This window comes from Pseudoroseicyclus tamaricis, from assembly GCF_012070395.1.
Lineage (GTDB): Bacteria > Pseudomonadota > Alphaproteobacteria > Rhodobacterales > Rhodobacteraceae > Pseudoroseicyclus_A > Pseudoroseicyclus_A tamaricis.
The window spans coordinates 1181559-1207270 of sequence record NZ_JAAFYS010000001.1 but is presented as its reverse complement, the minus strand read 5'-3'; the positions used below and the strand labels follow the sequence as shown (position 1 = coordinate 1207270).

Sequence of the window (25712 nt, the reverse complement as noted above, 5' to 3'; positions counted from 1 at the left end):
TTACCGCCGGAACGGAGGCCCGGGCCGACGCTCCACCTCGCGGGCCAGCCGCTCGGCAAAGGCGGCCCGATCGGCGGGCGTGGCCTCGGCGATCCGCGAGACCAGCGCCTCGCGCGCCACCTCGCCGCCGCGCAGCGCCAGCTCCTCCTGCCGCAGGAGCACGGCGCGCACCGCCTCGGGGTCGAACGGCTCGGCGCCCACGGCGGCGACCAGCGCATCCAGCGCGTCTGCATCGCGGCTCAGCACCCCGGCGCGCCGCAGCCCCTCGCCGATCTCGCTCCGCAGCGCCCGCCGATCCTCGTCGGAGAGGGCCCGGACGACGGGGCCGATCGACAGCTCCACCGGCGGCGGCCGGCCGGGGCCGACGCGGCCGCCCATCATCATGCCGACGGCGAGGCCGACGATCAGCAGGTTGAACGCCAGCGAAACCACGAGGACGGCGCGCCAGATCAGGCGCGTGCGCTGCGTCTTCGCCATCAAAGCCCCTCCGACCCGAACACGTCGGCCGAGGGCACCAGCTCTATCGTCACGCCGCCGCCGAAGAGGGTGGAGAGCGCGTGCCCGATGCTCCCCGGCGCGGCGACGCCGAACCACAGGCCCGTCAACGCCACGAGGACGAGGAAGGTCAGCGACGGCCAGCCGCCCAGCTCGTCGGAGAAGCCGCCGCCGGCGTCCATCGTGCCGCCGCCGGCCATTGCCGGCTGCATCGCCATGGCCACTGCCGGCCGCGGGCGCGGCTGGGCGCCGCGGGCATCGGCCTGCAGGCGCGCCATGAAGGCGGCGGAGGGGGCCGGCGCACCCTCGCGGGCGGCGCCGAACAGATCCTCGAGGTCGTCGTCCGTCTGCTCAGTCATCCTGCCACCCCAACGCGCTCCTCCTCGGCTGAAGGGCCGCCTTGAGCGCTCTCTTGCCCCGGGCGACCAGACTTTCGACCGCCTCGACGCCGATGTCCATGATCTCGGCGATCTCCGGGTTGCCGAGCTCTTCGAGATGCCGCAGCGACACGGCCTCTGCCTGCCGCGGAGGTAGCCCGGACAGCGCCTCCCGCAAGGCGGAGGCCCGATCCTCCTGCTGCAGCTGCGCGGCGACGGAGATCGTCTCGTCCTCCGGCTCCGGCGCCGCCTCCAAGGGCTTGGAGCGGCCCCGCCGGCGCAGTCGGTCGGTGGCGAGGTTCGCCACCACCCGGTAGAGCCAGGTGGAGACCTTGGCCTCGCCGTGGCGCCAGCCGGGCGCCGCGCGCCAGAGGCGAAGCAGCGCCTCCTGCGCCACGTCCTCCGCCTCCGCCACCTCGCCGAGCATCCGGTAGGCCTGCGCGAAGGCGCGCGGGCCGAGCCGCTCCGTCAGGGCCGCGGCCGCGCCGCGCTCCCCGGCGGCATAGGCCGCCAGCAACCCGGCATCCGGGTCGGCCGGGTCTGGGGCGGCGCTGTGGCTCATGGGGGCGAGATCTATGCTCACGGCCTTGCGTCGTCCATGGGCGCGGGCCCCCTCTGCGCGGGGACGCCCGGCAAGACCGAGCGCCCCCATCGGTGCGGTGTCAGCCCTCGTCACCGGCCCCACCTTCGTCGCTGCCATCCTCCGGCGCGGGCGGGACCGGGCGCTCGCCCTCCCCGAAGTGGGGACCCCAGTCGCGGTCACCGTCCCCGAAGCCGGGGCCCCAGTGGCGGTCACCGCCACGGAAGCCGGGGCCGCGATCCTCCCCCGCCCTGTCGAAGAAATGGCGGCCGCCCGGCCCCCCGCGCATCCCCGGGCCCGCCTCGAACTCCTCGGCGGAGACCTCGCCGTCGTCATCGGCGTCCAGCCGGCCGAACATCGCGGTGGGGTTCGGCATCCGCGCGCCGATCTCGCCCGAGGAGAGGGCGCCGTCCCGGTCGACATCCATGCGCGCGATCATCCGCTCGCTGATGTCCGCCGCCCGCGCCTCCGCCGCCGCGACGATGGCCGCGGCGACCTCCTCGGCGGAGAGGACGCCATCACCGTTACCGTCCACCGCCTCGAAGCGGCTTTCGGCGGCGCCGGTCATCTCCTCCAGCGACAATGCGCCGCTGCCGTCGGCATCCAGCGTCTCGAAGCTCGGCGGCCCCATCAGCGGGCCGGGGGCCCCCTGCGCCGTCGCCGCCCCGCCGAGAGCGGTCAGGGCCGCGGCCATCAGCATCATCCGTGTCATGTCAGGCTCCTTCCTCGATACCGGCCTTCGCTGCCGGACTGCCCCGTCCAACGGGCGGGGCCGGCGCCTCCGTCGCGGTGCGGGGCACGAGGTCACGGAGGCGCGAGGTCACAGATGAGCGCCGAAGGGTTTAACCTTCCGGGAACTTGCCCCATCTATGGAGCGAAGCCCCGGGAGACCCCGATGAGTGAGACACAGACCTCCGCCCCCTCCTCCGCCGCCCGTCTGGGCGAGCGCGAGATCGACGACCGGCCGCTCTGGCCGGCGCTGCGCCGCGGCTTCCGCCGGCGCTGCCCGCATTGCGGCGAGGGGCATCTGCTGCACTCCTACCTCAAGGTGAACGAGGCCTGCGACGTCTGCGGCGAGGATTATACCGCCCAGCGGGCGGATGACGGCCCGGCCTATCTGACGATCCTCGTCGTCGGGCACGTGATCGGCTTCGTCATCCACTTCCTCTGGTCGTGGTTCCAACCCGAGCCCTGGGTCATGGCGACGTCGCTGACGACGATCGCCGTCGTCCTCTCCCTCTGGCTGCTGCCGCGCATCAAGGGGGCCTTCGTCGCGCTGCAATGGTCGCGGCGGATGCACGGGTTCAGCGTCGCCTGAGCCCCTCCCGGCGGTGACCTTTACGGCGCCGGCGGGAAACCTTATGTTTTGCTCAGGAATAGCCGGAGACGCCCCATGCCCGACGATCAGCTCGAAGGCACACCGCTCATCAAGCCGTCGACGACCGATCATCCGCTCTACGAGCAGATCGTGGAGGCGTGCCGCACGGTCTATGACCCGGAGATCCCGGTGAACATCTACGACCTCGGCCTCGTCTACACGATCGAGATCGATGCCGAGAGCGCCGTGACCATCCACATGACGCTCACCGCCCCCGGCTGCCCCGTCGCCGGCGAGATGCCCGGCTGGGTCGCCGACGCGGTCGAGCCGATCCCCGGCGTCAAGCAGGTGGACGTGGAGATGGTCTGGTCCCCCCAATGGGGCATGGACATGATGAGCGACGAAGCCCGGCTGGAACTCGGCTTCATGTAAGGCGTGCAAGCAAGGGATTTCCCTTGCTTTCCAGATAGCATAAGAATGCCCTTGCTTTTATCCGAAGCAAGGGTTTTTCATTGCAAATGACCGCTGCCATCTTCACCGGCGACATCGTCGCCTCCTCCGAACGCGCCCCTGCCGAGGTGACGGACGCGCTGCGTCTCATCGAGGAGGTGGCCGGGCGGGACGGCGGCCGCTTCGAGCGGCACCGGGGCGACGGCTGGCAGATCCTGCTGCCCGAGGGCGAACTGGCCCTGCGGCTGACCCTGAAGATCCTCTGCGTCCTGCGTGACCGGCCGGACCGGCCCTCCTTCTCCCGCATCGCCATCGGGCTGGGGGAGGCAGAGGTCGGCGAGGGCGGGCTGGCCGCCGGCGAGGGCGCGGCCTTCAGCCTCTCCGGCCGGATGCTCGATGACATGCCGGCCCGCGAGCTGCTCGCCGTCGACGGGACGGGCATCACCCCCCTGCACCAGGCCCTGCTCGCCGCCTGCGGCGAGATCGCCACCCGCTGGACCGCCACGCAGGCGGAGGCGCTGCTCGTCGCGCTGGACGCGCTGGGAGACGCCGCCTCCCCCCCGCGCCACGAGGATCTCGCGCAGCAGCTGGGGGTGACGCGGCAGGCCGTGCAATCCCGCCTCTCCGGCGCCGGCTGGGGCACGCTTCTGAAGGCGCTGGGCGCATGGGAGGCCTCGCTTGATTGAGAGCTTCGCCCTGCTCCTCGCCGCCCACGCGCTGGGCGACTTCCTGCTGCAGAGCGATGCGATGGCCGCGCGCAAGGCCGAGGGGCGCCCCGGCGCCCTCCTCGCCCATGCCGGCATCCACCTCGCCCTCCTCCTCGCCCTCCTGGCCCCGACGGAGCCGCGGGCGGCGCTCGCCCTCCTCGCGCTGGCGCTGGCGCATCTGGCCATCGACGCGGGCAAGGCGCTCCTGCCCCGCCGCGGCCTCACCGCCTTCCTCGTCGATCAGGCGCTGCACCTGGCTTCCCTCGCGCTCCTCGCCCAGCTGATGCCGGGGCTGTGGGAGGCATCGCTCTGGGCGCCGTACCTCGCCGAGGCGCCGCGCCTGCTGGCCCTCGGCGCCGGCTTCCTCATCGCCGCGCGGGCCGGCAGCTTCGCCGTCGCCCTTCTGATGGAGGGCCTCGCCCCCGGCGGACTGCCGGCGGGGGAAGAGAGCGGCTCAGGCCTGCCCCGCGGCGGCGCGGCCATCGGCTACCTTGAGCGGGGGCTGATCTTCGTGCTGATGCTCGCCGGCCAGCCCGGCTCCATCGGCTTCCTCATCGCGGCCAAGTCGATCCTGCGCTTCGGCACCGTCTCCGAGAGTCGGGCCGCCAGCGAATACGTTATCATCGGCACGCTCGCCTCCTTCGGCTGGGCCATCGCCGTCACCTTCGCCGCCCAGGCCCTCGCCGCCCGGCTCTGAGCGCCCGGATCTGAACGCTGTCACGAAATCTTCGTCGTCTCGTTTCCCTCCCGTTGCGCCGGCTCCCGACAAGCTGCGCCAGACATTACAGGAGGCTCCAGATGTCCCTCATCCGCACCACTGCCCTCGCCGCGCTCGCCGCCGGCGCCGCGCTGCCGGCCCTCGCGCAGGACGCCGTCAGCTACGGCCCCCGCCCCGCCTACCTCATCAGCCAGATGGAAGAGGGCGAGCTGAAAGACACGCTCGCCGCCTGCGCCGCGCAGACGCCCGCGCAGACGCCCTTCTCCATCGGCCACCGCGGCGCGCCGCTCATGTTCCCCGAGCACACGGTGGAATCGAACCGCGCCGCCGCCACGATGGGCGCCGGCATCCTCGAGTGCGATGTGACCTTCACCTCCGATCTGGAGTTGGTCTGCCGCCACGCGCAGAACGACCTGCACACGACGACCAACATCGTCACCACCGACCTCGCCGAGAACTGCACCACGCCGTTCACCGCCGCCGAGGGCGAGACTCCCGCCTCCGCCGAGTGCCGCACCTCCGACATCACGCTGGCCGAGTTCCAGACGCTGATGCCGAAGATGGACGCCTCCGACGCCTCCGCCACCACGCCGGAAGACTACGTCGGCGGCACCGCCAACTGGCGCACCGACCTCTATGCCGGCAACGCCACGCTGATGACGCATGCCGAATCGATCGCCCTCTTCGACGAGCTGGGCGCCGATTTCACGCCCGAGCTGAAATCGCCCTCCGTCGAGATGCCCTTCAACGGCTTCTCCCAGGAAGACTACGCCCAGAAGCTGGTGGACGAATACGTCGCCGCCGGCATCGACCCCTCGCGCGTCTGGCCGCAGAGCTTCAGCCTCGACGACGTCCTCTACTGGATCGAGAACACCCCCGAGTTCGGCGAACAGGCCGTCTACCTGATCGACGACAGCTCCATCGAGGGCCTCGACGGCATGGACCCGGCCACCTGGGGCTGGACACCGGCCAAGCTGAAGGAGCAGGGCGTCAACTACGTGGCCCCCGCCATCCCCTTCCTCGTCACGCTCGATGAGACCGGCGAGATCGTCCCCTCCGAGCTCTCCATCCAGCTCGCCGACGCCGATATCGGCATCGTCGCCTGGACGCTGGAGCGCTCCGGCCCGCTCGCCTCGGGCGGCGGCTGGTACTACCACACGATCACCGACGCCATCGACAACGACGGCGACTACTTCGAGGTGCTCGACGTTCTGGCGCAGGACGTGGGCGTCGTCGGCGTCTTCTCCGACTGGCCGGCGACGGTGACCTACTACGCCAACTGCATGGGGCTCTGAGAGCTGCCCTGAGCCGGGCCCGGCGCCCTGCCCTGACGCAGGCGCAGGGCGCCACGGCGGGCGTGTCCCTTGAGAGAGGGGCGCGCCCGTCCTATCTTGGGGAAGTCGAAGGAGGCACCATGTTCGCGATTCCCGGAAAGCAGGCCGTCACCCTCACGCCGGCCGCCGCCAAGCAGATCAGCACCCTGATGAACAGGAAAGGCCACAAGGGCCTCCGCCTGGGCATCAAGAAGGGGGGCTGCGCGGGCATGGAATACACGCTCGACTACACCGACGCGGTCGATCCGCATGACGAGGTGGTCGAGCAGGATGGCGCCGTCGTCATGATCGCGCCGATGGCGCAGATGTTCCTCTTCGGCACCGAGATCGACTATGAGGTCTCGCTCCTCGAATCCGGCTTCCGCTTCCGCAACCCCAACGTGGTGGACGAATGCGGCTGCGGCGAATCGATCAAGTTCGAGGAAGGCCTCGGCGCCCAGACCCACTGAGCGCCGGCCCCGGGGCTCCCCGGGGGCGCCCCACCCGCAAAGCATCCGCCTGTGAGCGCAAACAGCGGCGCGCGCGATTGAAGCCCCCTCCCCCGGCTGCTAGCCGTGGATGCAAAGGGAGGGCGCCATGCCGAAGAAACTCGCCGCGGGCAACTGGAAGATGAACGGCCTGACCGCCGGGCTGGACGAGGTGCGCGCCCTGCAGGCCGCCCACCCGGAGCCTTCCGTCGGCATCCTGATCTGCCCGCCCGCCACCCTCCTCTCCGCCGTCGCGGGGGCGCTGGGTGGCACCGCCATCGCCGCCGGCGGGCAGGATTGCCACGCCGAGGCGAACGGCGCCCATACCGGCGACATCTCCGCCTCCATGCTGGCCGATGCCGGCGCCTCCCACGTGATCGTCGGCCATTCCGAGCGCCGGGGCGAGCATGGCGAGAGCGACGAGGATGTCGCCGCCAAGGCCGCCGCCGCCCACGGCGCCGGGCTGACGGCGATCATCTGCCTCGGCGAGAGCCAGGCCCAGCGCGAGGCGGGCGAGCACCTCGCCGTCATCACGGCCCAGCTCGCCGGCTCGCTGCCGGGCGGCGCCACGGCGGCCAACACGATCATCGCTTACGAGCCCATCTGGGCCATCGGCACCGGCCTCACCGCCGGGCCGGAGGAGATCGCCGAGGCGCACACGGCCCTCCGCGAGGCGCTGGAGGCACGGCTGCAGGACGGCGCGGAGGTGACGCTCCTCTACGGCGGCTCGGTGAAGGGCGCCAACGCGGCCGAGATCTTCGCCGTCCCCAACGTCGACGGGGCGCTGGTCGGCGGCGCGAGCCTGACCTCGGCCGATTTCTCGCCGATCATCTCGGCGCTGGAAGAGACCTGAGGGGGGCGCGTCGGGGGGTTGCACCCCCCGAACCCCCTGCCTTTCGTGGGGGCCTGAGGCCCCCACACCCCCGGACGGGTGGGGCTCTGCCCCACACCCCGCGGTATTTTTGGCCAGATGAAGCGGGATCCGGCGCTCAGACGGCGGCGATCGCCTCGGCGAGCATCTCGCGAACCTTTTCGGCGACGACGTCCAGCTCGGGGTTGCGCACGGCGGACATGGAGGCGACCGGGTCGACCGCCGCCACCTCGACGCCGCCTTCGACCTCCCGCAGGATGACGTTGCAGGGCAGCATGGCGCCGATGCGCGGCTCCATCCCGATGGCCGCCCAGGCCATCTTCGGGTTGCAGGCGCCGAGGATCTTGTAGCCCGCCATCTCCTCCCCCAGCTTCGCCTGCATCGTCGCCTGAACGTCGATCTCCGTCAGCACGCCGAAGCCATGGGCGGAGAGCGCCTCGCGGGCCCGCGCCTCGACCTCCGCCATGCCAGCGCCCTCGATCACCCTGTCGATCGTGTAGGCCATAAAACCCCTCCTGCTGGTTACCGCCCCATCACGCCGCAGGCCCGCCCCAGGGTCAAGCACCGGGTCAGGCGTTCGGCCCAGCGCCAGCTCTTGCACTCGGCCCGCGCCCGCGCGAGTCTGCGGCCCATGCTCCGGCTCTCCCAGTCCCCCACCGACCCCGCCTTCGTCCAGGATCCCTACCCGTTCTACGAGCGCGCCCGGGCGGGCGGCGACCTGTTCGAGTGGGAGGAGTACGGCCTCGTCTGCGCCACCTCGCACCGCGCCGTCGGCGCCCTCCTGCGCGACCGCCGGCTGGGGCGCGAGGCGCCGCCAGAATGCGCGCCCGAGATCGCCGAGCACCTGCGCCCCTTCTACGATATCGAGGCCCACTCGATGCTGGAGCTGGAGCCGCCGCGCCACAAGCGCCTGCGCGGCCTCGTCCTGCGCGCCTTCACCTCGCGCCGCATCGCCGCGCTTGGCCCCGGGCTGGAGGCGCTCTGCGCCGATCTCGTGGCGGCCTTCCCGGACGGCCCCTTCGACCTGATCGAGGCCTATGCCAAGCCGATCCCCGCCATCACCATCTGCCGCCTCCTCGGCACGCCGGAGGAGGACTGGCGCCAGCTCGTCGACTGGTCCAACGCCATGGTCGCCATGTATCAGGCCCGGCGGACGCCGCAGATCGAGGCGGCCGCGATGGGAGCCTCTACCGCCTTCGCCGCCTATATCCGCGAGGTCGTCGCCGCCCGCCGCTCCCGCCCGGGAGATGACCTGATCACCGAGCTGATCGCGGCGGAGGAGGCCGGCGAGAGCCTCTCCACCGACGAGCTGGTCACCACCTGCATCCTCCTCCTCAACGCCGGGCACGAGGCGACGGTGCACACCATCGGCAACGCCGCCACCCTGCTGCTGCCGAGGCCACCCGGCAGGGTGGACGAGGCGCTGGTGGAGGAGGTGCTGCGCTTCGATCCGCCCCTGCATATGTTCACCCGCTGGGTCTACGAGCCCTGCGAGCTCTTCGGCCACAGCTTCCAGCGCGGCGACCAGGTTGCCTGCCTCCTCGCCGCCGCCGGGCGTGACCCGTCGGTCTACGACGACGCCGCCACCTTCGATCCGTCCCGCTACGCTGGCAAGGCGCCGGCGCATGCGGCCTTCGGCGGCGGCATCCACTTCTGCGTCGGGGCCCCGCTCGCCCGGCTGGAGCTGCTGATCGGTCTGCGCGCCCTCTTCGCCGGCCCCGCCCTCTCCCTCGCCGAGCCCCCGCAATTCGCCGATCTCTACCACTTCCACGGCCATGACCGCCTGATGGTGACCCGATGACCCCCGAAGATTACGTCCGCCATGATGCCACCGCCCTCGCCGAGCTCGTCGCCCGCGGCGAGGTGACGCCGGACGAGCTGCTCGACGTCGCCCTCGCCCAGGTCGCGGCGCTGAACCCGAAGCTCAACGCCGTCGTCCACCTGCGCGAGGAGATCGCCCGCAAGACGATCGCCGACGGCCTCCTCCCCGGCCCCTTCCGGGGCGTGCCGTTCCTTCTGAAGGATCTCGGCGCCGAGGCCATCGACTTCCCCTCGCATAACGGCTCCCGCCTGCTGGCGGATACGAGCTACGGGCAGGACAGCGCCATTTTCACGCGCATCCGCGCCTCCGGCGCCGTCACCTTCGGGCGCACCACGTCTCCCGAGGGCGGCATCGGCCCGGCGACGGAGGCGGCCGTCTACGGCGGGCCGACGCGCAATCCTTGGGACAGCTCGCGCACGCCCGGCGGCTCCTCCGGCGGCGCCGGCGCGGCCGTGGCGGCGGGGATCGTGCCCTTGGCACATGGCAGCGACGGCGGCGGCTCCGTCCGCATCCCGGCCGCCTCCTGCGGGCTCTTCGGCTTCAAGGCGACGCGCGCCCGCTTCCCCGACGGGCCCTATTCGGGCGAGGGCTGGGCGGGCATGGCCATCGACGGCTTCCTCGCCCGCTCCGTCCGCGACGCCGCCACGATGATGGACGAATGCCAGGGCCCCGACCTCGGCGCCCCCTACTTCGCCCCGCCGCTGCGCAAGGGCTTCTCGCGCGCCATCGAGGCGCCGCCGGCCCGCCTGCGCATTGGCCTGTGCACCACGCAGTTCGACGGCACCCCCGTGGCGCCGGAGGTGGCGGCAGAGGTGGAGAAAGCCGCCCACCTGCTGGAGAACCTCGGCCATACCGTCACGCCGCTGCGCCCCGAGGCGCATCACGAGGGGATGATGCAGGCCTGGACGCGGATCGTCGCCTGCGGCACCGCCCTCTCCGTGCGCAAGGCGCTCGCCCGGCAGGGGCGGGAGCTTCGCGAGGGCGACGTCGAGGGTGTCACCCGCGGCGCCATCGCCTATGCGGAGACGCTCTCGGGCGCCGACTACCTCGAGGCGGTCGGCCAGATCCACGCCTACGGGCGGCAGATGGCGGCGATCTTCGAGAATGTCGACATCCTGCTCTCCCCCACCCTCGCCGAGCTTCCGGCAAAGATCGGGCGGTTCAACCACGAGACCGAGGATTACGTCGCCTTCCGCACCGGGCCCGGCGGCGTCTTCGCCTATTCCCCCTTCTGCGCCGCCTTCAACGCCTCCGGCCAGCCGGCCGCCTCCGTGCCCCTCGGCGAGGCGGCGGGGCTGCCCGTCGGCATCCACCTCGCCGCGGCGACGGGGGAGGACGAGCGTCTGCTCTCCCTCTGCGCAGAGCTTGAGCAGGCGGCGCCCTGGGTGGACCGTCTGCCCGCGTTCCGGCTTGCAAGCCGATAGATCGCCGTCCAACATCGCCCTGAGCAGGGGGACGAATGACGACGACAGCTATCGAGGCCCGCGCGGTCACCAAGAGGTTCGGCGCCGGCGAGATCACGGCGCTCGACGCCGTCTCCATCTCCATCGCGCAGGGGGAATTCTTCACCCTTCTCGGCCCCTCCGGCTGCGGCAAGACAACGCTTCTGCGCTGCATCGCGGGGTTCGAGACACCGACCGACGGCGCCATCCTCCTGTCGGGGAGCGACATCACCGCGAGCCCGCCCAACAAGCGCAACGTCAACACCGTCTTCCAGAGCTACGCGCTCTTCCCGCATCTGACGGTCGCCCAGAACATCGGCTTCGGCCTCAAGATGCGCGGCGACGACGCTGCCAAGGTCGACAAGCGCACGGAAGAGATGCTGGCGCTCGTGAAGATGGAGCAGATGGCCTCCCGCCGCCCCGAACAGCTCTCGGGCGGGCAGCAGCAGCGCGTGGCCCTCGCCCGCGCCCTCGCCCCGGCGCCGGAGGTGCTGCTCCTCGACGAGCCGCTCTCGGCGCTCGACCTCAAGCTGCGCAAGGAGATGCAGAGCGAGCTCAAGCGCCTGCAGTCCGAGACGGGCATCACCTTCGTCTTCGTCACGCATGACCAGGAAGAAGCGCTCACGATGTCCGACCGGATCGCCGTGATGTCGCACGGGCAGCTCCAGCAGGTCGGCTCCCCGCGGGAGATCTACACCCGCCCCGTCAACCGCTTCGTGGCCGACTTCATCGGCGAGACCAACTTTCTCGAGGCCGAGGCGAAGGGCGACAGCGTCACCCTCTCCACCGGCGACACGCTGCCCCTGCCCGGCGCCGGCACCGGCCCGATCACGCTGGCGGTGCGGCCCGAGCTCCTCCGCCTGACGGAGCCGGGGGAAGGCGACCTTACCGCCACCGTGCGCGACAGCGTCTATTTCGGCACCGACTGGCACTGCCACCTGCTCCTCTCCGACGGCACGGAGGTGGTCGCCCGCATGCAATCGCCGCCGACGGGCGAGAGCGGCATCGGCAAGGGCCAGCCCGTCGGCCTCGCCTTCGCCCCCGGCGCCCTGCGCGTGCTGGAGGACTGAGGCATGGCACAGAGCCGCACCCGCACGGCCTGGCTGCTGTCCACGCCCGCGCTCGTCGTGCTCTTCTGCGCCGCCGCCGGGCCGCTGATGATCGTCCTCGTCTATTCCTTCCTGTCGCCGGGCGAGTATTCCGGCGTCGTCTGGGACCCGACGCTGGAGGCATGGTTCCGCGTCCTCTTCCGGCGCGACATCTTCGACGGCACCGTCTCCCTCGCCGATGCGCACCTGACGATCTTCTGGCGCTCGGTGAAGCTGTCGCTGCTCACCACGCTCATCACCTTCGTCATCGGCCTGCCGACGGCGTGGTTCATCGCCACGCGGCCCGCGCGCAGCCGGCCGCTCTGGCTGTTCCTGATCACCATCCCGTTCTGGACGAACCTGCTGATCCGCACCTTCGCGATCATGCAGGTCATCCGCAACGAGGGGATCCTGAACACCGCGCTCCTCAAGATCGGCCTCATCGACAGCCCCATCCAGCTGCTCAACACGGACACCGCCGTGCTGATCGGCATGGCCTATGTCTACCTGCCGCTGATGGTGCTGCCGCTCTTCGCCGCCATCGACCGCTTCGACTTCCGCCTCATCGAGGCCGCCTATGACCTCTACGCCAGCCGCTGGCGGGTGCTGCGGCGGATCATCCTGCCGATCATCCGCCCCGGCATCGTCGCCGGCTCGATCCTCGTCTTCGTCCCCTCGCTCGGCGCCTACGTGACGCCCCGCGTCCTCGGCGGCGGGCGCAACATGATGCTCGGCAACTTCATCGAGCTGCAGTTCGGTCAGGGCCGCAACTGGCCCCTGGGGGCAGCGCTCTCCATGGTGCTGCTGGTGATCGTGACGCTGGCGCTGCTCGTCTACGTGCGTGCCTCCTCCCGGGACGAGGAGCGCGGCTGATGGCGACGAAACCCTTCTCCGTCACCCGCCTGCCCGGCTTCGGCGCCATCGCCATCGCCGCCTTCATCGCGCTCTACGCGCCGATCATCACGCTCGTGGTCTACTCCTTCAACGCCGCCAACTCGGTGGCGATCTGGGGCGGCTTCTCGCTCGACTGGTATCGCCTCGCCTGGGAGAACGACCAGGTGCAGCAGGCGGCGATCCGCTCCCTCGTCATCGCCACCTTCGCCGCCGGCTTCTCCACCCTGCTGGCGACGCTGGCCGCCGTGGGGACGACGCGGCGCGGCCGCTTCAAGGGGCAGACGATCATCTACGTGATGATCAACCAGCCGCTCATGGTGCCGGAGATCGTCACCGCCGTAGCGCTGCTGATCCTCTTCGGCGCCATCCGCACGGCGACCGGCATCCAGGGCCTCGGCTACCTGATCCTCGCCCATACCGCCTTCTGCATCCCCTTCGCCTACCTGCCCATCCGGGCCCGGCTGGAAGGTATGGACATGAGCCTCGAGACGGCGGCCGCCGACCTCTACGCAACACCATGGCAGGCCTTCCGCCACGTGACGCTGCCGCTCCTGGCGCCCGGCATCCTCGCCGGCGCGATGCTCGCCTTCGTCATCTCGCTCGACGATGTGATCATCACGGAGTTCGTGAAATCCGCCGGGCAGGATACGCTGCCCACCTACATGCTCGGCCAGCTGCGCCGGGCGATGACGCCGGAGGTCAACGCCATCTCCACCGCGCTTCTGGTGCTGACCGTGCTGCTGCTGACCGGCTTCTTCCTCATCACCCGGGGCCGCCAGAACTGACGGCCCCCAACACGTCCGCCACAGGGAGAAATACCATGACACGGACTTTGACGCTGACGACCACGGCCCTCGTGCTTCTGGGCGGCGCCGCCGCCGCGCAGGAGCTCAACCTCTACAACTGGGGCAACTACACCTCGCCCGAGCTTCTGGAGAAGTTCACCGAAGAGACCGGCATCGAGGTGACGGTGACGGATTACGATTCCAACTCCACCGCGCTGGCGAAGATCGAGGCCGGCGGCCACGGCTTCGACCTCGTCGTGCCAACGGCGAACTACGTGCAGATCTACGTCGACTCCGGCCTCCTCGCCCCGCTCGACAAGGACCGGCTGGAGAACTTCGGCAACATCGCCGAGCGCTGGCAGAACCCCGACTGGGACCCGAACCGCGACTACACCGTGCCGTGGCAATGGGGCACGACGGGCGTGTCGGTGAACACCTCCGTCTATGACGGCGACATCAACACCTCCGGCATCTTCCTCGACCCGCCGGAAGAGCTGGTCGGCCAGGTCAACGTCGTTCCCGAGATGTCGGACGTGATGGCCATGGCGATCTTCTACGCCGGCGGCGAGCCCTGCACCGAGGATCTGGAAGTGCTGCGCGAAGTGCGCGACGTGCTGATGGCGGCCAAGCCCTCCTGGCAGTCGATGGATTACGGCATGACCGACCGGATGAGTGCCAACGACGTGATGGCCAGCGTCAACTGGAACGGCTCCTCCATGCGCATCCGCCTCAACAACCCCGACGTGGCCTACGGCTACCCGCAGGAAGGCTACCCGATCTGGATGGACAACGTCGGCCTCCTCGCCGACGCCACGAACGTCGACGAGGCCTACCAGTTCATCGACTTCATCCTGGAGCCGGAGAACGCGGCGATGATCTCCGCCTTCGCCCGCTACGGCAACGGCGTGGCCGGCTCGGAGGAGTTCATGCCGGAAGACATGCAGACGGCGCCGGAGATCGTCATCCCCGACGAGCTGGCCGACGCGGGCGTCTTCCTGCCCACCTGCCCCGCCTCGGCCAACGATCTCTACACGCAGATCTGGACGGAGCTCCTGCAGTAAACGCTACGCAAGCGGGGGGCTGACTGCCCCCCGCCACTCGCGCCGTTCGCGGCATCGGCCCCGTGAGACGATGACTATCCGCCGCGATGTTGCGCTCCGCCTGCCGGTCAGACCGGCGCCCGCACGCTGGCGCTTCGGACAGCCAGTTCCCCGACATCACCCGCGCCTGACTTAGAACGACCGGTCCGACGCGCCCGGCCTCCCTTGGCAGCGTCCGCCAGCCTCAGTCAGCGTGATAGGCGCGGCCGGACGAGTCGAAGAGGTGCAGCTGGCTCGTGTCGAAGCGGAGGGACACGGTGTCGCCCGGGGCGACCTGGGAGCGGCCGTCATCCAGCGCGATGACAGAGGAGCCGTCGCCGAGGCGGGTGTAGACGAGCGTCCGGTCGCCGAGGTTCTCCACCACCGTCGCCTCGCCCGTCGTGTCGCCCTCGCCCGTCACGACATGCACCGCCTCCGGCCGGATCCCCAGCTCGTAGGTACCTCCCTCGGGGACATCGATGCTCATCGCCACGCGGGAGCCGTCGCCGAGGGTGGCCGTCGCCTCCTTGCCGGAGACCGCCACGTCGGAGTTAAGGAAGTTCATTCCCGGGCTGCCGACGAAGCCGGCAACGAAGCGCGAGGCGGGGTAGGTGTAGACCTCCATCGGCGTGCCGATCTGCTCGATCCGGCAGTCGTTGAGGATGACGATCCGGTCGGCGAGCGTCATCGCCTCCGTCTGGTCGTGGGTGACGTAGATCATCGTCGCCGCGATGCGCTGGTGCAGCTGCGCCAGCTCCACCCGTGTGCGCACGCGGAGCGCCGCGTCGAGGTTCGACAGGGGCTCGTCGAAGAGGAAGGCCGCCGGCTCCTTGACGATGGCCCGGCCGATCGCGACCCGCTGGCGCTGCCCGCCCGACAGCTGGCTCGGCCGGCGGTCGAGGAGCGCGTCCATCTCGAGGATGCGCCCGGCATCGGCGACCCTGGCCTCGATGTCCTTCTCCTTCATGCCGATGTTGCGCAGGCCGAAGGCCATGTTGTCGCGCACGGTCATGTGCGGGTAGAGCGCGTAATTCTGGAAGACCATGGCGACGTTCCGCTGGCCCGGCGCGATGTCCTGGCACTCCTTGCCGCCGATCAGGAGCTTGCCGCGGTCGATGGATTCAAGCCCCGCGATCATGCGCAGGAGCGTGGACTTGCCCGAGCCCGAGGGCCCGAGGAAGACCACGAATTCCCCCTGTTCGACCTCCAGGCTGATGTCCTTGATGACATCGACGGCGCCGAAGCTTTTCGAGACGTTCTGCAGCGAAATATCCGCCATGCCTTACCCCTTGATCCCCGCGCTGAGCGTGATGGCCTGCGTGACCCGCCTCTGGAACAGCAGGTAGGCGAGCGCGACCGGGAAACCGGCGAGCACGGCCGAGGCCAGCTGCCGCGCGTAATAGACGCCGAAGGCGTCGCTGACCTGGGTGATGCCGACCGTGATGGTCATCATCTCGGTCCGCGTGACCGCCAGGAACGGCCACAGGAAGGCGTTCCAGGCCCAGATGAAGGTGACGATGGAGAGGGCGGTGGTGACGCCCCAGTTCATCGGAATGTAGACCTTGCTCAGGATCCGCAGCTCCGAGGCGTTGTCCATGACGGCCGCCTCGCGAAACTCCTTCGGCACCTGATCGAAGAACTGCTTGTAGACGATGATGACCACCGGGTGGATCAGCTGCGGCAGGATGATCCCGGCCCAGGTGTTGAGCAGCCCCATGTTCGCGATCAGCACGAAATGGTTGATGATGAGCACCTGCGTGGGGACCATGAAGCTCGCGAGGATCAGCCACCAGAGCACGCGCCGCCCCGGAAACCGCAGCTGGCTGATGGCATAGCCGACGAGCAGCGAGGTGGAGACGGTCAGGACCGTGACGCCCAGCGCCGTGGCCACCGAGTTCACGTACCAGCTGCCGATCTGCGTCTGCGTCAGGGCGAACCAGTAGTGGCGGAGCGTCGGGTGCTCGGGCCAGAGCTCGATATAGGGCCGCACGACCTCGTCCTCGAGCTTGAAGGAGGAGACGATGCCCCAGTAGATCGGGAAGGCCCAGATGATGGCGGCGATCACCGTGATGACGGTGATGATCGCCCCGGCGATGTTGACGCGTCGCGTTCTGGCGAGGTTCATGTCTTGCGCTCCGCTAGTCGCAGGAGCTGGAAGTTCAGCACCGAGACGATGATGACGATCATGAAGAGCACCACCGCGATGGCCGCGGCCCGGCCGCCGTCATCGTTCTGAAAGGCGCGCTGGTAGATGTAATAGACCATGACGAGGTTGTCGTTGGGCCGCCCGCCAACGGAGAACAGGTAGACCTGGTCGAAGATCTTCAGCTGCAGGATCAGCTGGATCGTCAGGACCAGCGCCGTGACGGGCCAGAGCAGCGGCCATGTCAGCTTGCGGAAGACGGTCCAGCGGTTGGCATTGTCCAGCTCCGCCGCCTCGTAGATCTCCGCCGGGATGGCGCGAAGGCCGGCGAGGAACAGCAGGATCGAGAAGCCGCAGGTCCACCAGATCGTCACGAAGGCGACGGCCGGCATGAACCATGTCGACGTCTTGAAGATCGGCACACGGTCGATCCCCAGCGTGTCGAAGAGGTGCATGGCGATGCCGAACTGGAAGTTCAGCGTCCAGTCCCAGATCCGGTAGACCACGGAGACGGGCAGGATGTAGGGCAGGAAGAACAGCGCCAGCACGAGAGACTGCAGCCGCCCCGAAAGCCGCGTGATCCCAAGGGCGATGGCCAGCGCCACCAGCGTGCCCGGGACAACCGAGAGCAGCACGAAATAGGCCGTGTTCCAGAAGGCGGTGCCGAAGCGACGGTCGTCCGGCAGGCGGGTGTAATTGTCGAGCCCGGTCCACTCCGCCGTCTGCGGCCCGAAGGCGATGAGCGGCGCATCCTTGAACGACAGGATGAACATGTCGATCGTCGGGTAGACGAAGATCAGCCCGTAGATCGCCACGAAGGGGGCGATCAGGACATAGGCGATCAGCGTGTCTTTTCTCGCGTTGCGGATCACGACTGGTCCTCCCATCCGAACCGGTGGTCACGAAGGATGGGGGCGCACACGTGGCGCGCGCCCCCGCCAGGGAGTTACATGTCGTTGAGCTCGTACTGGATTTCCTCGACCGCTTCGGCCGGGTCCATCTCTCCGTTCAGCGTCGGCACGAAGTAGGTGGACATCACGTCGAACATCGGACCGGCGACACCCGAGAACTCGCTCTGCGGGTCGAAGATCATGTTGGACGTCAGCGTGGAGTAGGTCGCGTTGGGCTCCATCTGGGAATACTCGTCGGAAGCCGTCACACCGGCATTGGCCGGGATGTGGCCCGCGGTCGCCCAGAAGAGGGAGTTGTCGGAGATCCAGGACATGACCTCCAGCACCGCGTCGCGCTTGGCCGAGCCTTCATCCACGCCGTTGTTGGCGGGGATCGCGAAGGCGTGGCTGTCGGCGTAGGTCGACGCGTGGTCGAAGATCACCGGCAGCTCGACGGCGCCCCAGTCGAAGAGCCGGCCCTCGCCCGCGAGGTCGTTCATCGTCGGCACTTCCCAGACGCCGTTGATCATCATCGCCGCTTCGCCGGAGGTGAAGAGCGCGACGGTCGCGGGGTAGTCGGTATAGGTCGACTGCCACTCGTTGGTCGTCCAGTCCTGCAGCAGGGAGAGGGCATTCTCCAGCTTTTCGGCGTTGTCGCCGGCCAGGAATTCACCATCCGTCAGCAGCTCGCCGTCCTGCTGGCCCATCAGCGAGTAGATGGTGCGGTACATGAAGTTGCCGTCGGCCGTGACCGAGGCCAGCGGATAGGGGACGCCGGCATCCTTGAGCGCGGCCAGCGTTTCCTCGAAGCCCTCGCGGCTGTCGAGGCCCATGGGCGTGCCGTCCTCGCTGAGGCGCCCGGCCTGCTCGAGAAGGTCGCGGTTGTAGTAGAGGACGATCGGGTGCGTATCGAGCGGCACCGCATATTGCGCGCCATCGACGGTCACCGCGTTCCACGTGGCTTCCGCGAAATCGTCCTGGCCGAGGCCCATCTGCTCCCAGTCGGCATCGGTGATCGGCTGGAGCACGCCCTGGCTCACGGCCAGCGGAATGCGGCTGGCGTGGTAGGTCATGATGTCCGGCGCTTCGCCGACGGCGACCGAGGTCTGCACCTTGGTGTAGAAGGGCACGCCCCATTCGAGCGTCGTCGCGTCGATGGTGATCTCGCCTTCATGCGCGGCGTTGAAATCGTCGATCAGCGTCTTCATCCGCACGCCGTCGCCGCCGCTCAGGAAGTCCCACCAGACGACCGTTTCCTGCGCCTGGGCAGCCGTCGCCAGCGTGGCCCCGAGGGCCAGTCCCATAAGATGTTTCATCAGTCTCCTCCCAAAGAGCGACCGGTCCCCGGTCGCAGATGAATGTTACACTACCTTCGGATCCAATCAACGGACTTCGTGATATATACCCGTTCCACCGATACGGTCGTCAAAGCTCCACCTTGATCATCGAATAGCTGTAGGGCGGCAGCGTCATGCTGAGCGTGCTGCCGTCGATCTTCGCGCCGCTGCCCTCCTGGGGGACGACGGTATCCGGCGCCTCCATGGTGTTCGTCGCCTCCAGATCGTCATGGCGGATCAGGGTGTGGCTGGCGGACTTCGGCGTGCCGAAGCGCTCCAGCGACAGCTCGACCTCCAGCGGCTCGCTCCCGTTCCGGTTGATTGCGAAGAAGGTCACGCTGCCCGCGTCGCCATCGTGGACGCCGGCGATGTCGAGGTAGCTGACCCCCGCCGCCATGTCGGCGTCGTAGGTCGGGCAGTCGACATCGAGCTGCAGCGCGGTGCCGCGGCCGTGGTGAGAGGCGAGCTTGAACGGGTAGTAGATCGTCTGCCGCCACGCCGGCCCGCCCGGCTGCGTCATGATGGGCGCGATGACATTCACCAGCTGCGCGATGCAGGCGATACGCACCCGGTCGGAGCGGCGGATGAAGGTGTTCAGGATGCATCCGACCTGCAGCACATCCTCGAAGTTGTAGACATCCTCGAGGATCGGCGGCCAGTATTGCCAGTCCTTCCCCTCGAGGTAGAGCTGGTCCTTCTTGCGGGTGTGATACCAGACGTTCCACTCGTCGAAGGAGATCTTCACATCCTTCTTCGACCGCTTCTTGCCCTTCACGAAGTCGATCACGCCGCTCACCGTGCCGATGTAGCGGTCCAGCTTCTCCGGCAGGGCGAGGAAGTTCGCCGTGTTCTTCTCGTAATTCTCGAAATACATGTGCAGCGAGATGTGGTCGATATTGTCGTAGCTCTCCTCAAGCACCGTCGCCTCCCACTGCGGGTAGGTCGGCATGTCGGAGTGGGAAGAGCCGCAGACGATCAACTCCAGATCGCTGTCGAAGGCGCGCAGCGCCTTGGCCGTCTCGTTGGCCAGCTGCCCGTATTCCCGGGCCGTCTTGTGGCCGACCTGCCAGGGCCCGTCCATCTCGTTGCCGAGGCACCAGGTTTTCACGGCCCACGGGTCCTCGCGGCCGTTCTTGCGGCGCAGGTCCGACCAGTAGCTGCCGCCGGGGTGGTTCACGTATTCGACGAAGCTGCGCGCCTCGTCGAGCCCGCGCGAGCCGAGGTTGACGGCGAGCATCATCTCGATCCCCGCCTTGTCGGCCCAGTCGGCATATTCGTGGATGCCGACGTGGTTGTTTTCGAGGGATTTCCACGCGAGATCGAGCCGCGTCGGGCGATCCTCCTTCGGGCCGATCCCGTCCTCCCAGTTGTAGGCGGAAACGAAGTTGCCGCCCGGGTAGCGGCAGATGGGCGTGTCGAGTTCGCGCACAAGGTCGATCACGTCCTGCCGCATGCCGCTGGCATCGGCGCTGGGATGGTCGGGCTCATAGATGCCGGTGTAGACCGCCCGGCCGAGATGCTCGAGGAACGACCCGTATAGCCGCTTGTCGATGTCCGCGACCGCATAGCGCGCATGCGCGGTGACCCGTGCCCTCATGGAACCCCCTCCCTGGCGTACCTTAAATTCCGGTTTATACCGATTTTGATGATATGGATGCGAGGGGATCGCGGGTCAGTCAAGGATTTTCTGCGCGGATCAGCGCAGGCGCATGGTGATGTCCTGATCGTAATTGCCGAAGCCGCGCCCGAAAATGTTCATGCCTCCGGGGTGTTGGGCATCCTCCCGCACCCCGATCCGCACCCGGATCGACCGGTGGGTGTCGACCTCCAGATCCTTCAGGGTCACGTCCGACACCCGCAGGCCGTCGACATAGGTCCCGTCGCCGTTGATTCGCCATGTCTTCAGCTTGCCGTATTGGGAGCCGGCCAGCTTCCACCAGTCGGGGGTGAAGACGCCCCGCTTGTCACCGAAGTCGCCGGGTGACGTCCACGTTGCGACGTGGATGCCGTTGACGACCAGCGAGATGTCGGAGGGCCAGTCGGCAGAGGTGCCGGGCACCTCCGAGCTGAGCTCCATCGAGAACTCCAGGGACTGGACCGGCTTGTTCAAGAGCTTGGCATTATTGGGAAACTGGTATTCCACGAAGCCCCGGGTGAACCAGAGCAGCCCTGCCCGCATGCGGTCGGGGTCGAGGAAGGTGTCGGGCACGTCGAGCAGCCCGATGACCCCGTCGATGGAGCAGAGCCCGCAGGGCGCGGTGACCTCGACATGGGAGTAGAGGCCAAGCGGCATGGAGACCTCGATCTCGTCATCGCCGACCTCCGGCCGCTGATCCCCGAAGGCCACGAGGATCTCGGTGAAGACCGACTGGCAGACCTTCTGACTCCCCTTCCGCGCCCGCTGGATCTCGGTCACGACGAGGCCGACGTTCTCGAGCACCTGCATGTTGGAAGAGATCGTGGATTGCGGAAGCGAGAGCTCGGCCGCGACCTGATTGACGTTCATCGGCCCCGATTTCGCCAGAAGCTTGAGGATGGAGATCCGGACCTCGCTCGCCAGCCCCTTGAGCACCTCGAACTGATCGATCGGGTCGACGACGAGCAGTTTGTTGGTCATAGGGGAAACATCCTCACGCAAACGATGCGAGCATGTGTATCCGCGAACCGGGTATGAAAAAAGAGCTTATCTGCGTCGCGACGGGCAGTGCGACGATGTGTACCCCCGGCGCGGTGGGGCCGCACCGGACGGTCGGAGGGCCCCGCCGCTTATCGACCCTAAGAACGGCCGGGGCAGCGCCCCCTCCCCGCCCGGACGCAGGCGATGGCCCCGCCGCTCAGGCCCCCTCGAACCCGGCCAGCACGTTAACCGTGTTGATCCCCACCGCCTCGATCGCATAGCCGCCCTCCATGACGAAGAGCGTCGGCAAGCCGAGCGCCGCAATCTTCTCGCCGGCGCGGGTGAAGTCATCGCTCACCAGCCTGAAGAAGCTGATCGGGTCGTCCTTGTAGGCATCCACGCCCAGCGAGACCACCAGCGCCTCTGTGCCATGGGCGCGGATCTTGCCGATGGCATCGTCCAGCGCCGCGCCCCACTCGTCCCACGCCGTGCCCGACTTCATCGGGTAGTTAGCGTTGGCCCCCTCGCCGGCACCGGTGCCCCGCTCGTCGGCATGGCCGAGGAAGTAGGGGTAGGCGTCCGCCGGGTCGCCGTGGAGGGAGGCGAAGAGCACGTCCTCCCGGTCGTAGAAGATGTTCTGCGTGCCGTTGCCGTGGTGGAAGTCGATGTCCAGCACTGTGGTCCGCTGGCCGGCGGCGGCGAACATCTGGGCGGCCATGGCGGCGTTGTTGATGAAGCAGTAGCCGCCGTATTGGTCCGCCGTCGCATGGTGGCCCGGCGGGCGGCAGAGGGCGAAGGCGGCGCGGGCGCCGGCGGTGACCTCGGCCTGCGCTGCCTGGGCGGAGGCGGCGGAGGAGAGGGCGGCCTCCCAGGTGCCGGCGGTGATGGCCGTCTCGGCGGCGTGGCAATAATAGCCGGCCTTGCCGTCGATGTTGGTCGGGATGCGGTCGGTGCGCATGCCGCGGGGCGTGATGCAGCCGGCGATCAGCTCGCCGGCGTTGCCGTCGGCCTTCCATTCCGCGAAGGCGCTCTGCAGGAAGGCGAGGTAGCCGGCGTCGCAGATCGCCTCGATGGGCGCCATGTCGGCGGCCCCCGGCGCCACGATGTCCCCCATGCCGCGCGCCTTCAGCTCCGCCAGCACGTATTCCACGCGCGATGGCCGCTCGAAGGGCGTCACGAACTGGCCGCCCGAGAGCTCGGCCTGCGGGAAGTGCTTGCGGTGGTCTTCGGAGAAGAAGGTCTTCATCTGGCTCTCCCTGTGGCTCGGGGCCGAGGCTGCCCCGCCCCGAGCCGGCCCGCAAGGGCCGGTCGAGGCAGGCCCCCTCAGCCGGCGCTCACCCCCGCCTCGGCAAAGGTCGCCATGCCCGAATGGCAGGCGAGCGCGCCCTTCAGCACGCCGATGGCCAGCGCCGCCCCGGAGCCCTCGCCGAGGCGCAGCTCCAGGTCGAGGAGCGCCGTCAGCCCCAGCGCCTCCAGCAGCCGGGCATGGGCGGCCTCGGCGCCGGAATGGCCGGCGACGCAATGCTCCAGCGCGCCCGGCGCCGCCTTCGCCAGCACGGCGGCGGAGGCGCAGCAGATGAACCCGTCGAGGATCACCGGGATGCGATGGTGACGCGCGGCGAGGATCGCCCCGGCCATCGCCGCCAGCTCCCGCCCGCCGAGGCGGCGGAGCACCTCCAGCGGGTCGTCCAGCGCGCCGGCATGGGCAGCAAGGCCGGCATCCACCACCTCGCGCTTGCGGGCGAGGCCGGCATCGTCGACCCCCGTGCCGCGGCCGACCCACGCCTCTCCCCCGCCGCCGAAGAGCGCGGCGGAAAGGGCGGCGGCCGCGGTGGTGTTGCCGATGCCCATCTCGCCGGTCACGAGGAGGTCGGCGGCCGGGTCCACGGCGGCCCAGCCGGTAGCGAAGGCCTCCACCACCTCCGCCTCGCTCATCGCCGGCCCTTGGGTGAAGTCGGCCGTCGGGCTCTCCAGCGACAGGGGCGTGACGGAGAGGCGGGCCCCGAAGGCCCCGGCGAGCTGGTTGATCGCGGCGCCGCCGGCCTCGAAATTGCCGACCATCTGCGCCGTCACCTCGGGCGGGAAGGCGGAGACGCCGCGCGCCGCGACGCCATGGTTGCCGGCGAAGAGGCAGACGAGCGGCGCGCGCATCGCCGGCCGCGCCTCGCTCCGCCAGCCGGCGTACCAGATGGCCAGCTCCTCCAGCCGCCCCAGCGAGGCGGGCGGCTTCGTCAGTTGGGCATTGCGGGCGCTGGCGCCGGCGAGGGCGGCGGCATCGGGCTGCGGCAGGTCGGCGAGCGCGGCGCGTATGCCGGCGAGATCGGTGAAGCGGACGGGCATGTGTCCCTCGTTGCGTTTTCGTGCCCCCCTCTCTAACGCTCAGCGCCGCAAGGGAAAGCCCGGGGCGGACGGAATGGCACGCATTGGCGACATCGGCTGGCAGGGGCTGGAGCTGCGCGACATCGGCGCAGCGCTGGGGCTGCTCACCCGCCTGCCCGTGGGCCGCGTGGCGCATGAGCGGGGCGCGAAGGCCGCCTGGGCCTACCCGGTGGCGGGGCTGGCCGTGGGTCTGGTCTCCGGTCTTGCCGGAGCGATGGCGCTCTGGCTGGGGCTGACGCCGGCGCTGGCGGCGGTGACGGTTCTGGCGGCGCAGGCGCTGGGGACGGGGGCGCTCCACGAGGACGGGCTGGCGGACACGGCGGACGGGCTCTGGGGCGGCTGGGACAAGGCCCGCCGGCTGGAGATCATGCGCGACAGCCGCACGGGCGCCTACGGCGTGCTGGCGCTGGTGCTGGTGACGCTCGCCCGCTTCGCAGCGACGGAGGCGGTGATCGCCGCCGGCCTCCTCTGGCCGGCGCTGCTGGCGGTGCCGACGCTGGCGCGGGGCCTCATGGCCGCCGTCATGGCCGCCCTGCCCCCGGCGCGGGCCGATGGGCTGAGCCACGGGACGGGGCGGCCCGGCCGCGCAGGATGGCTCGGGCTCGGCCTCGGCGCGCTCTGGGCGCTGCTGATGCTGGGGGTCTGGGCGGTGCCGGTCGCCCTCGCCGCCGGCGCCGCGGTCGGGGCGCTGGCGCTGCTGGCCCGGGCGAAGATCGGCGGGCAGACGGGGGACATCCTCGGCGCCTGCTGCCTGCTGGCGGAGCTGGGCGGGCTCGCGGCCTTGGTTGCGCTGGCCTAGCAGGCCAGCGCCGCGGCGAAGCTCGCCGGGCCCGTGGCCGGGCCGATCTCCCGGGCCGCGAGCGCGCCGTCCGCCATCGTCACGGAGAGGATCGTCGCCCAGTCAGGGCTGGCCACGATCATCTCCGGAAGCCCGCCACACTCCCTGATTCCGCCAGAGATGTGGTCCTCCCCGATCCGGTGGTTCGTCACGCCCTCGAGCGCCGCGACCTCCACCAGCCGCTCCCCCTCCTGCCGCACCACGCGCAGAATCCGGGCGAGGTGGGGCCGGTCGACATAGGCGAGCTCGAGGCGCCCGTCGCCATCGAGATCCGCCGCGCCCACCGGCGCCAGCCAGCGGTGGCTCTGGCCGATGAACTCCGTCGCCGCCACCAGCCCCTCCGGGCCGTAGACGGCGAGCCGGGCGCCGAGGGAGAGGTCGCTCTCCACCACCACCGCCTCGGGGGAGCCGTCGCCGTCCATATCGGCAAGCCGCGGGGCGATATCTTCGAAGACGCGGGTCTCGGGCAGGCGCAGCCTGCGCGGGGCGGCGCCCTCCAGCTGGAAGGTCAGCGCCCCCCACTCGATCGCATCGCCGAGGATTCCGTGGTCATAGCGCCCCGTCGGCTCGCCGTAACTGGCGGAGAGCACGCGGGCCGGAGCCTCCTGAGGCAGAGCGGCGGTGCCCCAGACCAGCAGGCCGAGGAGCGCCGCGGCGCGCATCAGATCTGCTTTTCGGGCATCTGCACGACGAGCCCGTCGAGCTCGTCGGAGACCTTGAGCTGGCAGGTCAGGCGCGAGCGATCGGCGTCGGGCTCGAAGGCGAAATCGAGCATGTCCTCTTCCATCGGCTCCTTGGAGGGGAGCTTGCCGACCCAGTCGGGATGGACATAGACGTGACAGGTGGAGCAGGCGCAGGCGCCGCCGCAATCGGCCTCGATGCCGGGAATGCCGTTGTCGCGCGCACCCTCCATCACGGTGAGGCCGTTCGGCACGTCGACCTGATGTTCCTTACCGCCATGTTCGATATAGGTAATGCGCGCCATTGGAGCCTCTCGCCTGCGGGTCGGCCCCTAGATAGGCGAGCCGGCCGGGCATGGCCAGAGGGGGCGCGCAGAAGTGAGCCCGCCCCGCCACAGGAG

General features: G+C 69.5%; 29 protein-coding genes. 14 read left to right on the top strand and 15 right to left on the bottom strand.

Going from position 1 to position 25712, the window contains the following annotated elements; translation table 11 throughout:
* The 4 genes from GY170_RS05460 to GY170_RS05445 all read right to left on the bottom strand — a co-directional run bounded on the left by GY170_RS05460 (position 1) and on the right by GY170_RS05445 (position 2164).
* Positions 1–477: a periplasmic heavy metal sensor gene (locus GY170_RS05460; RefSeq protein WP_163890718.1), complete on the bottom strand. Its 477-nt coding sequence runs from the start codon at positions 475–477 to the stop codon at positions 1–3.
* Positions 477–854 carry a hypothetical protein gene (locus tag GY170_RS05455; protein WP_163890716.1) on the bottom strand — a complete coding sequence of 126 codons (378 nt, stop codon included), beginning with the start codon at positions 852–854 and terminating at the stop codon, positions 477–479. The genes GY170_RS05460 and GY170_RS05455 overlap by 1 nt, the downstream gene beginning before the upstream one ends.
* Complete coding sequence (locus GY170_RS05450; protein ID WP_163890714.1) at positions 847–1434, bottom strand: sigma-70 family RNA polymerase sigma factor; 588 nt, start codon at positions 1432–1434, stop codon at positions 847–849. Before GY170_RS05450 ends, GY170_RS05455 begins: the two co-directional genes overlap by 8 nt.
* A gap of 100 nt (positions 1435–1534) precedes the next feature.
* Positions 1535–2164, bottom strand: a complete 630-nt coding sequence (locus GY170_RS05445) for an EF-hand domain-containing protein (protein WP_163890712.1) — start codon at positions 2162–2164, stop codon at positions 1535–1537.
* Positions 2165–2347: 183 nt separating this feature from the next.
* Here GY170_RS05445 and GY170_RS05440 point away from each other — a divergent pair, with 183 nt between their 5' ends.
* The 7 genes from GY170_RS05440 (at position 2348) to tpiA (ending at position 7299) form a co-directional block, all read left to right on the top strand.
* Entirely contained in the window at positions 2348–2770 is a 423-nt protein-coding gene (locus GY170_RS05440) for a DUF983 domain-containing protein (RefSeq protein ID WP_163890710.1), read from the top strand.
* A gap of 75 nt (positions 2771–2845) precedes the next feature.
* Positions 2846–3202 carry an SUF system Fe-S cluster assembly protein gene (locus GY170_RS05435; RefSeq protein WP_163890708.1) on the top strand — a complete coding sequence of 119 codons (357 nt, stop codon included), beginning with the start codon at positions 2846–2848 and terminating at the stop codon, positions 3200–3202.
* An 86-nt stretch (positions 3203–3288) separates the two neighbouring features.
* Positions 3289–3906: a hypothetical protein gene (locus tag GY170_RS05430; RefSeq protein WP_163890706.1), complete on the top strand. Its 618-nt coding sequence runs from the start codon at positions 3289–3291 to the stop codon at positions 3904–3906.
* Positions 3899–4624: a DUF3307 domain-containing protein gene (locus GY170_RS05425; RefSeq protein ID WP_163890704.1), complete on the top strand. Its 726-nt coding sequence runs from the start codon at positions 3899–3901 to the stop codon at positions 4622–4624. Before GY170_RS05430 ends, GY170_RS05425 begins: the two co-directional genes overlap by 8 nt.
* A 101-nt stretch (positions 4625–4725) precedes the next feature.
* Positions 4726–5940 (top strand): glycerophosphodiester phosphodiesterase family protein, encoded by a 1215-nt coding sequence (locus tag GY170_RS05420; protein WP_163890702.1) that lies wholly within the window; start codon positions 4726–4728, stop codon positions 5938–5940.
* Positions 5941–6059: 119 nt separating this feature from the next.
* Positions 6060–6428, top strand: a complete 369-nt coding sequence (locus GY170_RS05415) for a HesB/IscA family protein (RefSeq protein WP_163890700.1) — start codon at positions 6060–6062, stop codon at positions 6426–6428.
* Between the two features lie 127 nt (positions 6429–6555).
* Positions 6556–7299 (top strand): triose-phosphate isomerase, encoded by a 744-nt coding sequence (gene tpiA, locus GY170_RS05410; RefSeq protein ID WP_163890698.1) that lies wholly within the window; start codon positions 6556–6558, stop codon positions 7297–7299.
* A gap of 136 nt (positions 7300–7435) precedes the next feature.
* Here the strand turns inward: tpiA and GY170_RS05405 are convergent, their stop codons facing one another.
* Positions 7436–7822: a DUF302 domain-containing protein gene (locus tag GY170_RS05405; RefSeq protein ID WP_163890696.1), complete on the bottom strand. Its 387-nt coding sequence runs from the start codon at positions 7820–7822 to the stop codon at positions 7436–7438.
* Positions 7823–7948: 126 nt separating this feature from the next.
* Here GY170_RS05405 and GY170_RS05400 point away from each other — a divergent pair, with 126 nt between their 5' ends.
* The 6 genes from GY170_RS05400 to GY170_RS05375 are packed head-to-tail and all read left to right on the top strand — an operon-like array spanning position 7949 to position 14409.
* Complete coding sequence (locus GY170_RS05400; RefSeq protein ID WP_163890694.1) at positions 7949–9118, top strand: cytochrome P450; 1170 nt, start codon at positions 7949–7951, stop codon at positions 9116–9118.
* Positions 9115–10563 carry an amidase gene (locus GY170_RS05395; protein WP_163890692.1) on the top strand — a complete coding sequence of 483 codons (1449 nt, stop codon included), beginning with the start codon at positions 9115–9117 and terminating at the stop codon, positions 10561–10563. Before GY170_RS05400 ends, GY170_RS05395 begins: the two co-directional genes overlap by 4 nt.
* A gap of 35 nt (positions 10564–10598) precedes the next feature.
* Entirely contained in the window at positions 10599–11651 is a 1053-nt protein-coding gene (locus GY170_RS05390) for an ABC transporter ATP-binding protein (protein WP_163890690.1), read from the top strand.
* Between the two features lie 3 nt (positions 11652–11654).
* Complete coding sequence (locus GY170_RS05385; protein WP_163890688.1) at positions 11655–12542, top strand: ABC transporter permease; 888 nt, start codon at positions 11655–11657, stop codon at positions 12540–12542.
* Positions 12542–13348: an ABC transporter permease gene (locus GY170_RS05380; RefSeq protein WP_163890686.1), complete on the top strand. Its 807-nt coding sequence runs from the start codon at positions 12542–12544 to the stop codon at positions 13346–13348. The genes GY170_RS05385 and GY170_RS05380 overlap by 1 nt, the downstream gene beginning before the upstream one ends.
* Before the next feature lie 35 nt (positions 13349–13383).
* Positions 13384–14409 carry an ABC transporter substrate-binding protein gene (locus GY170_RS05375; protein WP_163890684.1) on the top strand — a complete coding sequence of 342 codons (1026 nt, stop codon included), beginning with the start codon at positions 13384–13386 and terminating at the stop codon, positions 14407–14409.
* Between the two features lie 223 nt (positions 14410–14632).
* Here the strand turns inward: GY170_RS05375 and GY170_RS05370 are convergent, their stop codons facing one another.
* From GY170_RS05370 to cobT, 8 genes are all read right to left on the bottom strand, one after another.
* Complete coding sequence (locus tag GY170_RS05370) at positions 14633–15706, bottom strand: ABC transporter ATP-binding protein (protein WP_163890682.1); 1074 nt, start codon at positions 15704–15706, stop codon at positions 14633–14635.
* Between the two features lie 3 nt (positions 15707–15709).
* A complete protein-coding gene (locus GY170_RS05365; protein WP_163890680.1) occupies positions 15710–16552 on the bottom strand; it encodes a carbohydrate ABC transporter permease in 843 nt (280 codons plus the stop codon).
* Positions 16549–17442, bottom strand: coding sequence for a carbohydrate ABC transporter permease (locus tag GY170_RS05360; RefSeq protein ID WP_163890678.1), 894 nt, complete (start codon positions 17440–17442; stop codon positions 16549–16551). Before GY170_RS05360 ends, GY170_RS05365 begins: the two co-directional genes overlap by 4 nt.
* 74 nt (positions 17443–17516) lie before the next feature.
* The gene (locus GY170_RS05355; protein WP_163890676.1) at positions 17517–18776 is read right to left on the bottom strand and encodes an extracellular solute-binding protein; all 1260 of its coding nucleotides are present in this window, start codon (positions 18774–18776) and stop codon (positions 17517–17519) included.
* Between the two features lie 109 nt (positions 18777–18885).
* Positions 18886–20394, bottom strand: a complete 1509-nt coding sequence (gene arfA / locus GY170_RS05350) for an arabinosylfuranosidase ArfA (protein ID WP_163890674.1) — start codon at positions 20392–20394, stop codon at positions 18886–18888.
* A 99-nt stretch (positions 20395–20493) separates the two neighbouring features.
* Positions 20494–21414 (bottom strand): ArsR/SmtB family transcription factor, encoded by a 921-nt coding sequence (locus tag GY170_RS05345; protein ID WP_163890672.1) that lies wholly within the window; start codon positions 21412–21414, stop codon positions 20494–20496.
* Positions 21415–21631: 217 nt separating this feature from the next.
* Positions 21632–22660: a histone deacetylase family protein gene (locus tag GY170_RS05340; RefSeq protein WP_163890670.1), complete on the bottom strand. Its 1029-nt coding sequence runs from the start codon at positions 22658–22660 to the stop codon at positions 21632–21634.
* 77 nt (positions 22661–22737) lie between these two features.
* Positions 22738–23754 carry a nicotinate-nucleotide--dimethylbenzimidazole phosphoribosyltransferase gene (gene cobT, locus GY170_RS05335; RefSeq protein ID WP_163890669.1) on the bottom strand — a complete coding sequence of 339 codons (1017 nt, stop codon included), beginning with the start codon at positions 23752–23754 and terminating at the stop codon, positions 22738–22740.
* A gap of 73 nt (positions 23755–23827) precedes the next feature.
* Between cobT and cobS the strand changes: the two genes are divergently transcribed.
* Positions 23828–24592, top strand: coding sequence for an adenosylcobinamide-GDP ribazoletransferase (gene cobS, locus GY170_RS05330; protein WP_163890667.1), 765 nt, complete (start codon positions 23828–23830; stop codon positions 24590–24592).
* Here the strand turns inward: cobS and GY170_RS05325 are convergent.
* Positions 24589–25293 (bottom strand): FG-GAP repeat domain-containing protein, encoded by a 705-nt coding sequence (locus GY170_RS05325; RefSeq protein ID WP_163890665.1) that lies wholly within the window; start codon positions 25291–25293, stop codon positions 24589–24591. The genes cobS and GY170_RS05325 overlap by 4 nt on opposite strands.
* A complete protein-coding gene (locus tag GY170_RS05320; protein WP_163890663.1) occupies positions 25293–25616 on the bottom strand; it encodes a 2Fe-2S iron-sulfur cluster-binding protein in 324 nt (107 codons plus the stop codon). Before GY170_RS05320 ends, GY170_RS05325 begins: the two co-directional genes overlap by 1 nt.
* Positions 25617–25712: the final 96 nt, after the last annotated feature.